At 45.3% G+C, this 14,357-nt stretch carries 11 protein-coding genes; 7 read left to right on the forward strand and 4 right to left on the reverse strand.

The window, feature by feature from the left end:
- Positions 1-26 precede the first annotated feature (26 nt).
- The 4 genes from F0265_RS19525 to F0265_RS19540 all read right to left on the reverse strand — a co-directional run bounded on the left by F0265_RS19525 (position 27) and on the right by F0265_RS19540 (position 5,805).
- Complete coding sequence (locus tag F0265_RS19525; protein ID WP_006963190.1) at positions 27-488, reverse strand: chemotaxis protein CheX; 462 nt, start codon at positions 486-488, stop codon at positions 27-29.
- A gap of 15 nt (positions 489-503) precedes the next feature.
- Complete coding sequence (zur, locus tag F0265_RS19530) at positions 504-962, reverse strand: zinc uptake transcriptional repressor Zur (protein ID WP_029236218.1); 459 nt, start codon at positions 960-962, stop codon at positions 504-506.
- Positions 963-1,128: 166 nt separating this feature from the next.
- The gene (locus tag F0265_RS19535; RefSeq protein ID WP_171750075.1) at positions 1,129-4,746 is read right to left on the reverse strand and encodes a response regulator; all 3,618 of its coding nucleotides are present in this window, start codon (positions 4,744-4,746) and stop codon (positions 1,129-1,131) included.
- Positions 4,747-4,767: 21 nt separating this feature from the next.
- The gene (locus F0265_RS19540; protein WP_171750076.1) at positions 4,768-5,805 is read right to left on the reverse strand and encodes a two-component system response regulator; all 1,038 of its coding nucleotides are present in this window, start codon (positions 5,803-5,805) and stop codon (positions 4,768-4,770) included.
- Between the two features lie 1,060 nt (positions 5,806-6,865).
- Here F0265_RS19540 and dusA point away from each other — a divergent pair.
- From dusA to F0265_RS19575, 7 genes are all read left to right on the forward strand, one after another.
- Positions 6,866-7,867 (forward strand): tRNA dihydrouridine(20/20a) synthase DusA, encoded by a 1,002-nt coding sequence (dusA, locus tag F0265_RS19545; RefSeq protein WP_171750077.1) that lies wholly within the window; start codon positions 6,866-6,868, stop codon positions 7,865-7,867.
- 170 nt (positions 7,868-8,037) lie between these two features.
- Positions 8,038-8,247: an envelope stress response protein PspG gene (gene pspG / locus F0265_RS19550; RefSeq protein ID WP_006963183.1), complete on the forward strand. Its 210-nt coding sequence runs from the start codon at positions 8,038-8,040 to the stop codon at positions 8,245-8,247.
- A gap of 91 nt (positions 8,248-8,338) precedes the next feature.
- A complete protein-coding gene (locus tag F0265_RS19555; RefSeq protein WP_021458505.1) occupies positions 8,339-9,013 on the forward strand; it encodes a TIGR04219 family outer membrane beta-barrel protein in 675 nt (224 codons plus the stop codon).
- 150 nt (positions 9,014-9,163) lie between these two features.
- Positions 9,164-9,394, forward strand: coding sequence for a hypothetical protein (locus F0265_RS19560; RefSeq protein ID WP_006963181.1), 231 nt, complete (start codon positions 9,164-9,166; stop codon positions 9,392-9,394).
- 126 nt (positions 9,395-9,520) lie between these two features.
- Complete coding sequence (locus tag F0265_RS19565; protein ID WP_171750078.1) at positions 9,521-11,380, forward strand: assimilatory sulfite reductase (NADPH) flavoprotein subunit; 1,860 nt, start codon at positions 9,521-9,523, stop codon at positions 11,378-11,380.
- Positions 11,380-13,116 (forward strand): assimilatory sulfite reductase (NADPH) hemoprotein subunit, encoded by a 1,737-nt coding sequence (gene cysI / locus F0265_RS19570; protein ID WP_171750079.1) that lies wholly within the window; start codon positions 11,380-11,382, stop codon positions 13,114-13,116. The genes F0265_RS19565 and cysI overlap by 1 nt, the downstream gene beginning before the upstream one ends.
- Entirely contained in the window at positions 13,109-13,885 is a 777-nt protein-coding gene (locus F0265_RS19575) for a phosphoadenylyl-sulfate reductase (protein WP_171750080.1), read from the forward strand. The genes cysI and F0265_RS19575 overlap by 8 nt, the downstream gene beginning before the upstream one ends.
- Positions 13,886-14,357: the final 472 nt, after the last annotated feature.

The raw sequence follows: 14,357 nt of genomic DNA on the forward strand, positions 1-14,357 counted from the left end.
CTTTTTCTTTATTTGCAAGGTACGACTTATTCGAAACAAATTTCGATAAACGCGTTACCCCATTGAGATGTGAATGGCATGATGATGATCGCGCCTTCACATTTGTGGCGGATAGTGTGGCCCTTGCCTGATACTACGATTGGTGTTGCCATATCGAAATCGAAGCCGCTTTCAGAAAGGATACGTTTTGCGCCACCAGCGACCATGTTAGTGATTTCACCCACCATGTCGGTAATTTCGTCATTTAGACCGTTAGGGCGTTCACCTAACATGTTCTGCATGATTTCCAGAGCCAGATTTTCATCAAATGTGATAGACATAGAACCGCGTGTCTGCTGACCTACCATCCCAATTAAACCTGAAACATCACCGCGAGCAATCTCATCTTTTTTCACTCGAGGTTTCTGTGGCTTCAATTCCAGAGAAGCCATCGTTTTTAGAACGTTCATCAGAGAAGCTAAAAACGGGTTTACAAATTCAGCGCGCATAATCTTCTTCTATTCTTATTCCGTCTGTTCATTTGAACATGACTGACAAACTCCATGAGATTCAATCACGTGGTTTGTGATCGTAAAGCCATGTTTTTCAGCGTTATTCTTCAGTAAGGCTACCAAACTATCATCTTGAAGTTCAATAACATTGCTGCACTTGTCGCAAATCAGTAAATGTGAGTAGTGCTTATGAGCATTGCAAGAGCTGCATTGAATAAAACTGTTGGTGGATTCAACACGATGGATAAACCCTTGCTCTAAGAGAAAGTCGAGTGCGCGATACACTGTTGGTGGCTTCGCTTGCGGTTCACTTTTCTTTAGCTCTTCCAGTAATTCGTATGCACTTGATGCTTTAGGGCTGGAACAAATTAGCTCAAAAACCCTCTTTCTTTGAGGAGTTAGTCTTACTCCCCGCGCTGCACACATTTCTTCAATCTGCTTTATTAGCTTGTGGTCCAAATTTTTCACCATAACCATTGGACTTTAGTAATAATATACCATTTCTTGATGGATTTCGTTTATCAAGAGGCATTTTCTGATAATACAGTCAGTGAGTTAACCTATCGAATCGCGGTTACGGTAACTGGATCTGCTTTGAGTGTTATAAGTTACCTTATCTGTTAATAAAACGATACTGCTACGGCGCATTGGTATTACTCACTTTGTGCGCTCTGTTGGATAAAATCTCCTGCCCTAAGTCAAAATCAAACTCTTCCAACGCATTATTTAGCTGGGCGAAGTCAGATTCAGACAACCCAACCGAAGAGCTTGATGCAATATCTTCCATAATAGACAGTGCCTGAGTGTCGTTTTCATCTACAGCTTGCTTGAGCTGGTCAAACAAATCTTGATTGAAAACCCCATTTGCGGAGGATACCGCAGGCTTTTCACTGTGGAGTTCGCTGGCGTGGATATTCTCGACCAGTGCGGTGAGCGATTTAAGCATTCTTTGGCGTAAGTCTTGATTTGTGCTGTCGTGCTCCAGCTCTTGGCAAAGCTCGTGCAGCGAAGTCGCTCCTATATTGCCCGCAACCCCTTTGAGAGAGTGAATATTGCGTTTGCGTGTAGCACTGTCTTCATCGGTGACAGCGGTTTCCACAGCGTTGGTATCGGCATAAGTGCTGGTAAAGCGCAGAATGAGTTTGGTGTACAAATCGGCATTACCACTCGCACGGGTTAGGCCTGAAGTAATGTCAAGACCGGCAATGTCGGGGACTCGCCCAGTAGAGTGTTCCGCTCCTGTCACCAGTTGTTGTGGATGTTTAGGTGTAATCCATTTTGCCAAAGTACTGAACATCGCTCCGACATCAATCGGTTTCGCAATGATGTCATTCATACCCGCGTTCTTGGCTTTTTCTTTATCGCGTTCCATGACGTTAGCTGTCATGGCGATGATTGGGATGTGTTTATCATCCAGTTTTTGGCGAATAAATTCGGTGGCTTCATAGCCATCCATGACTGGCATCTGACAGTCCATTAAAATGCCATCGAAGTCATGGCTCTTATACAGGTCGATCGCTACCTGGCCATTTTCAGCGATAGTGACATGCACTTGCTGACCTTCAAGTAACTCAGTAGCTAGCTCTTGGTTAATCTCATTGTCTTCGACCAGAAGCAACTGTGCGCCAGCCAGTTGTTGGGCATTGGCCAATTGTGTTTGCTCTTCGACATCACTTCGGCTTATACGACTGCCTTCAACACCATAAAGTGTCACTATGGCATCGAATAGATGTGAAGAGGTGACTGGCTTATCTAGGATTGATGGTGGAGTTAGCTGGCGATTGATGAAGGCATCGGTCAGCTCTTCACGGCCATATGCCGTCAGCATTAGGAGTTTTGGTTGATCAGGCTCAGCCAGTCTGTCCCACATAATTTCCGCTAAATCGATACCGTCTTTGACCGGCATCTGCCAGTCAGAAATCACCAGATCGTAAGGTTGTTTGTTGGTGATGGCTTCTTCTAATTCATCAAGCGCGCTATCGACATTGGTGACGCTGGTGGTTTCAAACTGAAGAGATTCAAGAATATCTTCCACAATCAGCCTCGCGCTGGCGTTGTCATCGACCACTAGGATTTTCAGCTGACCGAGTTCTTTTGGTACCAACAATTGCTCTTGCTTCAATGCATGGCTGACGCCTAATTGAACGGTAAAGGTGAATGTCGATCCTTTGCCTTGCTCACTTGTGACCCCAATGTCACCGCCCATCAACTGACAAAGCTCTTTACTGATTGCCAACCCGAGGCCAGTACCGCCATATTTGCGTGTGGTGGAACTATCGGCCTGAGTAAACTTGTTGAACAGCTTATTGCACTGCTCTGGCGTCATGCCAATACCGCTATCTGTTACCGAGAATTTGAGGGTGATGTCGTTGCCGTCTTTCTTCTCCAGAGCAATGCTGACTTTGATCTCACCTTGTTCAGTAAATTTCACCGCGTTGTTGGCTAGGTTAATTAGGATCTGCCCCAGGCGTAGCGGATCGCCAACTAATGCAGTTGGAACATCGCGATCAATGTGGATCAATAATTCCAGTCCGCGCTCGGATGCACGTAAACCAACGAGATTGGAAATATTGTCGAGAACATTCTCTAGGTGGAAGTCGACGTTTTCGATATCCAGTTTGCCCGCTTCGATCTTTGAGAAGTCCAAGATGTCGTTGATCAACCCAAGCAAGGAATCGGCGGATAGCTTTACTTTCTGAATGTAGTTACGTTGAGCTTTGGAGAGGTCCGTTTTGAGCGCAAGATAGCTCATACCGATAATGGCATTCATCGGTGTACGGATTTCGTGGCTCATGTTGGCCAAGAAATCGGATTTGGCTTTGTTCGCTGCATCGGCTTCATCTCTTGCCAATGCCAGCTTATCGGCGAAGCGCTCCAGTGCTGCGTGAGACTTATTGGCGAGCAAACCCAGTAGCAGCAAGGTCACTACAAAGATACCGCCCCCAATCGCCAAATAGCTGGCTATCGCACCAGAATTTTCCACCGTATTGAGCTGCTCTTGGTAAACGGGTTGAATGAAAGATTGCAGCTGGTCGTACGTTGTTTCTAACTGGGCGATCTGTTGTGAGGTAATACTGCGTGCTGAGGTTAACTGGTTAAATAAGGTGTAGTAGCTGTTGGTCAGCATCTGGATCTTGTCGACGTTGATCTTCTCTTCATCGGTCGGGACTTGAGCAGACAAGCCATCCAACAAGCGCAGAGAATTTTCGAGGTAGTCATTCACTTGGTCAGCAATGGCCTGCTGGCGTGTTGGGGAAAGTGACAATGAATAGTCGCGATCCAGTTGCTGTGCTTCACTGATCGAAGATTGGAGGACAAGCAAATTAGAACTGACGGCCAGTCGCTCACTAATGGCAATCTGAGTACTGGACACCGCTTGCTGTGACGATCGGAGGATATCTTGAAGATGATTACGTAAGTCAGTGGCAGAGCGCGCCAGCTCATCTCCAGAGCGGTTCACTTGGTTGAGAATGCTTTGTTGAAGATTTTCGCCGATATTAGGCCAGCTTCTTAGCTGGACAAGTGAGGTGAGGTATCGATTTTTAGCGTTGTTGACCAGAATCAGCTTGTTCACACTGGTTTGCTCAGTCAGCCTCTCGTCCAATACAGTAATAAGTTGGTCGATTTTTTTTAGCTCAAACTGAGCCTGATTCAGCTCTCGTGAGTCTTTTGTGAGTACGTAAGACTTCTGGTGGTTTTGTGAATTCGCAATCAGTCCAACTAGCCAGTGCGCGCGGATCGCATTATCCGAATCTTCATCGACTTGGCCTCTCAACTCTTCAATGTTCATGATGCCGGTTTCAACAAAGTCTTCATGCAATTGTTGAATCACATCAATCGTATCGGCGGCTTGCTCAGCTATGACGGTCATTTCTTCGCGCGTTGTGGTTTCACTCTGATTCAGCGCTATGTATTGGGTAAAGTCTTGGCGATAATCCGCTAACAAGTCGGTAATCTGTGCGTCAATACCATTAGCGATAACGACATCCGATAGCGTCTGAGCTTTATCTATCTGGCGATAGATGTCATCAGAGATCTCATCTTGAGGCAGACGAATATAGCTTTGTTCGAGCATCTTAACGCTGTCTAAGGTTGATAACAGCTGAGCATTACTAGCGTACTGATCGACCGTATTAAAGCGCTGGTTGAGGCTCATCCAGCCAATGCTACCGGCAATCAGTAACATCACAGAAGCAATAACAAAGCCGGTAAGAATGCGCTTAGAGTCGAGCGCGTAGTTCTGTACTTGATTCATTCTCTACCTTAGCCGAAGCACTTAAAATTCGTCTTTAAAGGATTCTTTGATTTTGAGGATTTCATCCATTTGGCTGATGAAAATGGGCACTAAGTTGGGGTCAAAATGCGCCCCTGCGCCTTCTTCAAGCAATGCCACAGCATCTTCAACTGGCCACGCTTTTTTGTAAGGGCGTTCACTGGTTAGAGCGTCGAACACATCGGCAATGGCCACAATGCGAGCACTTAGAGGGATCGCTTCTCCTTGAGTACCATGTGGGTAGCCACTGCCATCCCATTTTTCATGGTGATAAAGAGCTATCTCTTTCGCCATTTGTAGCAGCAGTGAATCACTTTCTCCGATAATGTCTGCGCCGAAGTTGACGTGCTTTTGCATCACCGTCCACTCATCACCATCTAGCTTACCGGGCTTGCCTAAAATGTTATCGGGGATACCGATTTTTCCGATGTCGTGCATGGGAGAAGCCTGGAAGACAAGTTCGACCCAGCGTTTACTGACATCCAGCTGCTCAGCAAGAATGCGCGAGTAATGACTCATGCGGACAACGTGCATGCCTGTCTCATTGTCTTTGTACTCCGCAGCTCGGCCCAGGCGTTGAATGATTTCGAGGCGGCTGCGCTCCAATTGCTCGGTTCTCTGTTTCACTTGAACCGATAACGCCAAGTTTTGATCGTACAGCGCGATGTGTGTTTTCACCCGAGCCTTAACGATTGGTGGGCTGACAGGTTTGGTAATGTAGTCGACTGCTCCCATCTCGAAGCCTTTCTGCTCATCGACCACTTCTGCCTTGGCTGTTACAAAGATCACGGGAATATCGGAAGTCAAAGGGTTGGACTTTAGAATCGAGCACACTTCGTAGCCGTCCATTTCCGGCATCATGATATCGAGCAAGATCAAATGAGGCCGAGGAGAGCTGTTGGCAATCTTGAGAGCTTTCGCGCCGCTGGTGGCTGCTTTGATTTTAAATTCATCGGAAAGGATGCCAGACAAAGTATGGATATTGTCTGGGATATCATCGACCACCAGTATGGTTGGTTTGTCTAATGGATCAGAGGCCATACGAGTAAATCCTTCTACTATGCGCTCTTAATATGTTTCAACAGATAGAATAGTGAATATTTATAAATAGTTGCAGCGTTAATCAGCTAATCAGATGAGTCTAATGATTGAACAGTGATGTACGTACAAGTTTGCCGATAAACTCTTGCTCAGGATTTGGAAAATTACCCTATCAGTACACTCTCCATTTTCGATCTTACGAAATGCGTAGAGAACAGTTCAAAAGTGGTTATTTCTCAAAACCTTAATAGATAAGTTTGTTTTTATTAGTCTAATGTTTTCAATCAGTTAAATGTTATCTAATTTGTGTGGTGAGTAGTGAAAACGGCAAAAACATCGCTTCTGAGCCAGATATACCTCCATATGCACTTGAGTTAATATTTTCCTTACCGTATGGTTGCGTCTGTCCTTAACCGGGACGATATGAAACTGTAACATTCATGTATCTTTCATTTTCAATTCAAACGTTTACGCTGGCTGCCAACTCCAAGGGCCAGCTTTTTTTGCGTGAATTTTAAGCATAGTTAGGATTGAACCAGATCACACATCTGGAGTAGTGGGTGTGGGCTAATTACTCTAAATCTAGGTGTGGTACGCAAAAGCTTGCGACATGAACAGGAAAAATAAAATATGAAATTGATTTCATATTTTATTCATCTACGATAAAGGTCCCTATGGGTAATTTGTCAATCATTTCATTTGCTTCATGGAACGGTGCTGGTCTCCAACTCACTTTTGGGCCAGCTTTTTTTCTTACTGTGTGATTAGGTTACTCGTTCTTAGATGGTGACTTTCGACTTTGGCAGCACCGCAGCCAAAAACCGTCTAACGATGTGCTGATTGTTTTGGTGTGAGTTCGGGTGTACGAACTCTCTAACCCTTCTATTTTCGTAGGTTCTAGCGAGTTCTTTTTTCCTGAATGTTTTTGATTCTCTGTGTATAATCGCCGGATTATTTTTGACCACTCCATGCTGAGTATCGCATTAGCGCAAGATTACTATGATCTGTGGGCGTGAATATTCATATATAGCTGTGGTAGTAAGATTTCGAGTAACACCTTATGAAACCTGACAATACTAGTAAATACGCGGCCAACCGCTTTTCCATTGCACCCATGCTCGATTGGACTGACAGACACTGTCGTTACTTCCATCGACTGCTGACGAGCGAAACTTTGCTCTATACCGAAATGGTGACGACGGGCGCGATTATTCACGGTAAAGGTGATTTTCTTGCGTATAACCAAGAAGAGCATCCGGTGGCACTTCAGTTAGGTGGCTCAAACCCTCAGGATTTGGCGACGTGTGCGAAATTGGCGCAAGAGCGGGGCTACGATGAAATCAACCTCAACGTTGGCTGCCCGTCTGACCGTGTACAAAACGGTCGCTTTGGTGCATGTCTGATGGCAGAACCACAGCTGGTGGCAGAATGTGTTGCGGCAATGCGCGACGTGGTGGATGTGCCAGTTACGGTGAAAACCCGTATCGGTATCGATGACCAAGACTCGTATGAGTTTCTGACCGACTTTGTATCGATTGTTTCCGAGAAGGGGGGCTGTGATCAATTTACTATTCACGCGCGCAAAGCTTGGCTTTCTGGCTTAAGCCCGAAAGAGAACCGTGAGATTCCACCTCTCGATTACCCGCGTGCCTACCAGCTGAAGAAAGATTTTGCGCACCTTAATATTGCTATTAATGGTGGCGTTAAGACACTTGATGACACCAAAGAACATTTGACGCACCTTGATGGCGTTATGGTTGGCCGTGAAGCCTATCAGAATCCTTATATTCTGGCGGAGGTTGATCAACAGATCTTTGGATTAGATAAGCCTGTTAAGAAGCGTACTCAAGTTGTGGAAGAGATGTATCCGTATATTGAAAGCCAGCTGGAGAAAGGGGCGTATCTTGGTCACATTACTCGTCATATGTTGGGCTTGTTCCAGAATATGCCGGGGGCGCGTCAATGGCGTCGTTACATCAGTGAGAATGCTCACAAGCCTGGTTCAGGTATCGAAGTTGTAGAGACGGCGCTGAGTAAAATTCCTAAAGAGCTGAATGTGTAAATTTCACCATCTGATGGCATCGAGTAGGTGAATTTCACCAATCAAGATAATCAATGAAAGAGACACTTTATAAAGCGTCTCTTTTTTATTTCATTAAAATCAGTTAGTTATGTATTTTTCTTTGACTTGGCTTACTTTCTGCAAAGCGAAAGGTAACTAAGGAGAAAGATATGTTTGAACTCATCTTTGTATTGGTCTTTATTGCAACGCTGCTGGTGACGGGTCTTACTATGTTCACGGTGTTTGCTGCGGCGGGTTTTGCTTTGATGGTGATGGTTTTACTCGGTATGGTCGGGGCGGTGATTAAACTTATCCCGTGGTTGATTGTTATTGCTGTGGGTATTTGGTTTTTCAAAAACTACGTGTATAGCCACCGTTAATCCGAGCAGGAATTTGACATTAACCGCTGTGCAGAATGTGATACTATCGCTCCAACATCTCGAACCTCAATGAGCTCAGGAGCTAAATTAGATGAACAAATCAGCACTGGCGGTTATGACTGCAGCTGCGATGTCGATGGCAAGTTCAGCAGCAATGGCAGAAGATTCTGTAGTTGCAAAAGTAGGTGCTGAAGCATGGTGGGTGGACACAGAAGTTAATGAAATCCGCCGTGATAAAGAAGTTACTCCAAGTATTTATGCGGCGATCGAGCACGATATTAAGTATGTGCCGAATGCACGTATCAGAACAGCCAGCGTTGACAACGAGTTCATGGCATTTGATAAGCTGGATCTGACGCTCTACTACCAAGTGATGGAACACGATCTATTGCACTTTGATGCGGGTATTACCTTTAGCGATATGAGTAATACAAAGTACAAGAATGCAGAAACTGGCCAAACTAAAGATTTTAACGAGCTGCTGTGGGCATTCTATGGTTACGCTGAAATCACAGTGCCAGACACTAACTTTGATATCATCGGTGAAATGAACTTTGGTGATAGCAGTGGTATTAAGAGCACTGATCTGATGGCAGGTATGCAATATAGAATGCCACTGAATAATTCCACAGTCACTTTCCGCGGGGGCTACCGAGTGATTGATCTTGAGTCTGATGAATTTAAGCCAACCCTTGAAGACAGCACGCTAGGCAAGCCTTTTATCATGGCGAACGGTTTCTTCCTTGGTGCTGAATACAGTTTCTAAACTGCAAGAGTATTTCCAAAAAACGCTGCGTAATATCGCGGCGTTTTTTTATGTCTATTCGTTATATCTTCATTTTTCTTTTAGCAGTTTTTTGTCTTTCGACCATGCTTATTAAGGGTTCTTATCAATAACTTCAGAGAAAGGATTCTCATGACTATCAATGAACTTAGAAATCTTTATAGAGAAAATCAGTTAGTTGAAGCCATCATTGAACCTTCTGCTCAGGAAGGGAGTTGGATTGTTGAGTTTCGCCATGCTCGTGGTGGTTTTGTGCTATTAACTGATTCTCATGGGGAAGAGTGCCACTATCTGGATCTGGATTTGGCCTCAAAGTCCGCGATGGCTGTTGGCTTCAGGCAGGTACGTGTCGAGGCTAAGTAGCCAAACTTGCTTAAACTTTCGGCTTTCTTTAATTCCAAAAGTTATAAAACATTCATTTCTATTCTTTCTTGTTATTAAAGGGAGTGGTTAATCTATCATCACGCAATGAATAGGGATGTCGAGACCATGTCTTTGAACAAGAACGTGTCCTCTCAAGGAAACACACCACAAGAACTACCGTCAATCGCAGCTCCTTTAAATGATCAACAACTGAATACGCTACAACAAACAGTCTCAGAACTGTCACCTCAACAGTTAGCGTGGGTCAGCGGTTATTTTTGGGGGCTATCTCAAGCTCAGCCTCAAACGACTGGTGCTGCTGCACCTATTAGTCAGGCAGCTGCGGCTGTTGCCGCAAAACCGGCAGGCAAGCTTTCTATTATCTTTGCTTCTCAGACGGGTAACGCGAAAGGCGTTGCTGAAGCTCTGGAGCAAGAAGCCAAGGCCCAAGGAATCGCTGTCGAGCTGTTTGATGCCAGCGATTACAAAGGAAAGAACCTCGCCAAGGAAACGCACGTCATTATTGTTGCCTCTACCAACGGTGAAGGTGAAGCACCAGATAATGCGATTGAGCTGCATGAATTCCTTCAGTCTAAGAAGGCGCCTAAGTTACCAAACCTGAAATACGGTGTGATTGGTCTGGGTGACTCGAGTTATGAATTCTTCTGTCAGACAGGTAAAGATTTCGATTCTTACCTATCTAAACTTGGCGCGACCTCATTTATTGAACGTATTGACTGTGATGTTGATTACGAAGCGCCAGCGAGTGAGTGGCGTCAAAACGCACTGGATAAAGTCAAAGAAGCATTAGCGTCAGGTACTGAAGCGGAAATCGTTCAACTGCCAGTCGGTCAAGCGGCACCGGGTCACTCGCCATACAATAAGCAAAACCCTTACACGGCAACATTGCTCACGAGCCAGAAGATTACTGGTCGTGATTCAGGTAAAGATGTCCGCCATGTCGAGATCGATTTGGATGGTTCGGGCCTGACATATCAGCCGGGTGATGCACTTGGTGTGTGGTTCGAGAACAGCTCAGATCTCGCGAATGCGATCTTAGCCAAAGCAGGGCTGTCGGGTGTGGAAAGTGTTGATGTTGATGGTGAGAGCATTTCCATCCACAGTGCGTTGGTAAGTAAGTACGAGATAACGTCAGCAAACCCTCAGCTTGTCAGCAAATTTGCAGAGCTATCGGGTAGTAAGAAGTTACTCAAGCTGGTGGAAGATAAAGACAAGCTACGCGAATATGCGACCAACACCCAAGTGGTCGATGTTCTGGCTGAGAAGAAAACCAAACTATCCGCTGAAGAATTGGTTGGTTTGCTGCGCCGATTGACCCCTCGCCTCTATTCTATTGCTTCTAGTCAGAGTGAAGTGGACGAAGAAGTCCATCTAACGGTTGGCCTTGTTGAGTATAACAAGGGAGATGAAAAGCGTTTTGGTGGTGCGTCTAGCTTCCTTTCTCATCGTTTAGAAGAGGGCGGTGAAGTGAAAGTGTTCGTTGAGCACAACAATAACTTCAAACTACCACAAGATGACAATACGCCTGTCATCATGATTGGCCCAGGTACTGGTATTGCTCCGTTCAGAAGCTTTATCCAAGAGCGTGATGACCGAGGAGCAGATGGTAAGAACTGGCTATTCTTCGGTGACCGCACCTTTACTCAAGATTTCCTCTATCAGGTTGAATGGCAGAAGTACCTAAAGTCTGGCTTGCTCAATCGTCTTGATGTGGCTTTCAGCCGCGACCAAGCAGAAAAAGTCTACGTGCAACATCGCATTCTGGAAAACGCTGAACAAGTATGGCAATGGATTCAGGAAGGGGCATACATCTATGTCTGTGGTGATGCGACACGCATGGCGAAAGATGTTCATGAAGCGCTGATTCATGTCGCAGAGCAGCACGGCAAGCTATCACGTGATGATGCCGAAGAATTTATCAACGAACTCCGCAAAGCGAAACGTTATCAAAGGGATGTTTACTAATGAGTGCTTCTACCGAAAATAATAAACAGGTTGTCTTGGGCAAAGAGTTAGGGCCCCTTGCGGATAACGAGCGCCTGAAAAGAGAAAGTAATTTCTTACGTGGCACGATTGAGCAAGACCTGCAAGATCGTATCACTGGTGGCTTTACTGCAGATAACTTCCAGCTGATTCGTTTCCATGGAATGTATCAGCAGGACGATCGTGATATCCGCAATGAGCGTACCAAACAGAAGTTGGAACCACTGCATAACGTGATGTTACGTGCACGTATGCCGGGCGGGATTATTAAACCGGAACAGTGGTTAGCGATTGATAAGTTTGCAACAGAGTATTCTCTGTATGGAAGTATTCGTCTAACGACGCGTCAGACGTTTCAGTTCCACGGTGTGTTAAAGCCAAATATCAAATTGATGCATCAGACGCTTAACAGCATTGGTATCGACTCCATTGCAACAGCGGGTGACGTGAACCGTAATGTATTGTGTACTACAAATCCGGTTGAATCGGAGCTACACCAAGAAGCGTATGAGTGGGCGAAGAAGATCAGTGAGCATCTTTTACCAAAGACCAAAGCGTATGCAGAAATCTGGTTGGATGGTGATAAGGTAGAGACGACCCAGGATGATGAACCAATTCTGGGTAGCAACTACTTACCACGTAAGTTCAAAACTACCGTTGTGATACCGCCACAAAATGATGTCGATGTACACGCGAATGACCTTAACTTTGTCGCAATTGCTGAAGATGGCAAGCTGGTGGGCTTTAACGTATTGGTCGGTGGTGGCCTAGCCATGACTCATGGTGATACATCTACTTACCCAAGACGTGCCGATGATTTCGGATTTATCCCTCTAGATAAAACGCTAGATGTTGCAGCGGCAGTCGTTACTACCCAGCGTGATTGGGGTAACCGATCAAATCGTAAAAATGCCAAAACTAAATACACGCTTGACCGAGTGGGCAGTGATGTCTTCAAAGCAGAAGTGGAAAAGCGTGCTGGGGTAGAGTTTGAAGCAAGCCGTCCGTATGAGTTTACTGAACGTGGCGATCGAGTTGGCTGGGTCGAAGGAATCGACGGAAAGCATCACCTGACTCTGTTTATTGAAAACGGTCGCTTGCTGGATTATCCGGGTAAGCCTCTTAAAACAGGTGTGGCTGAGATAGCGAAAATCCACAAAGGGGATTTCCGCATGACGGCGAACCAGAACCTGATTGTTGCTGGAGTCTCCAAGAGCAACAAAGAGAAAATTGAGAAAATCGCTGTTGAGCATGGTTTGATGGATGAAACCGTTAGTGAGCAGCGTAAGAATTCAATGGCGTGTGTTGCGTTCCCAACTTGTCCGTTGGCAATGGCTGAGGCTGAACGATTCTTGCCAGAGTTTGTTACGGACGTTGAAGGTATTCTCAAAAAGCACGGCTTACCAGAAGAAGACAACATTATCTTACGTGTGACAGGCTGTCCGAATGGCTGTGGCCGTGCGATGTTGGCGGAAATTGGTCTGGTAGGTAAAGCACCTGGCCGTTACAACTTGCACCTAGGTGGTAACCGTGGCGGTACACGCGTACCTAAGATGTATAAAGAAAACATCACAGATAAACAGATTCTTGAAGAAATCGATCAGCTAGTCGGTAGATGGGCCAAAGAGCGTAACGACGGTGAGTGCTTTGGTGACTTCACGATCAGAGCTGGCATTATCGATGAAGTGTTTGTTTCCAAGAGGGACTTTTATGCTTAACTCTGTGGCTTCAAAACCGAAGTTAGCAGAGCTCTTAACGGCAACGAAGACGGAGCAAATTCTCCGTCTTGCGGAAATTAACATAGAGCTCGAAAAGCTAACGGCTCAGGAAAGAGTCTCCTGGGCGATAGAAAATCTGGAAGGAACACACGCTGTTTCCTCAAGCTTTGGCATTCAGGCCGCGGTGATGCTGCATTTGGTTACGCAGGCTACGCCTGATATCCCGGTCATATTGACAGATACTGGCTATCTCTTCCCTGAAACTTACCGGTTTATTGATGACCTCACGGAAAAGCTTAACCTTAACCTGCAAGTCTATCGTGCAAAACAGAGCGCAGCATGGCAGGAGGCAAGTTATGGAAAACTGTGGGATCAAGGTATAGAGGGAATTGAAAAGTACAATCGTTTAAACAAAGTGGAACCTATGCGTCGCGCTTTGGATGAACTTAGAGTGGGTACTTGGTTTTCAGGGTTGCGCCGTGAACAATCTAAGTCTCGAGCAAATCTGCCAATCCTGACGATTCAAAATGGCGTGTTTAAGTTTCTGCCTATCATTGATTGGACAAACAAAGACGTACACTACTATCTAGAGCAACATGGTTTGCCTTACCACCCGTTACGTGATGAAGGGTACTTATCGATTGGCGACACTCATACAACCAAGAAATGGGAACCAGGAATGAGTGAAGAAGAAACTCGGTTCTTTGGTCTTAAACGAGAATGTGGGCTCCATGAGGATGACAGCGAGCAAGATGGCTCAGGTATTTAGCTTTATTTTGAAGCATTAGTGTAGAAAGACCGCTTTGGCGGTCTTTTTTATACGCCTTAGGCTATGTTATGTGGATAACTCTGTGGTTAAGCTATGAGCATATTATGAGTAAATAGGGATAAATAAAGCTTTGGATGAATATTGGACGGTTAAGCGTTATTTTTGCAATTTTTTCAAAATATCGCTTGCCAATGTGATGCCGATCTCTATAATGCCTCCTTGTCGACAGGGCAGGGCTCACAAGGGTTCTAAGCCAAATCGATAGGCCAAAGAGAAAATGAAATAAATTTGAAAAAGTGTTTGACACTTCAGTTTATCTCGCTAGAATGGCCGCCTCTTCCGAAGTGATGTGAGTCACAAAGAAGAACGCTCTTTAACAATATAAACCTATCAATCTGTGTGGGCACTCGTTGATGATAATCCAATTAGAAACTTCGGTTTCAAATTAGGTTTCAATGAAACGAAGTGACCA

The organism is Vibrio sp. RE88, from assembly GCF_013113835.1.
In the GTDB taxonomy this organism is placed as follows: Bacteria; Pseudomonadota; Gammaproteobacteria; order Enterobacterales; family Vibrionaceae; genus Vibrio.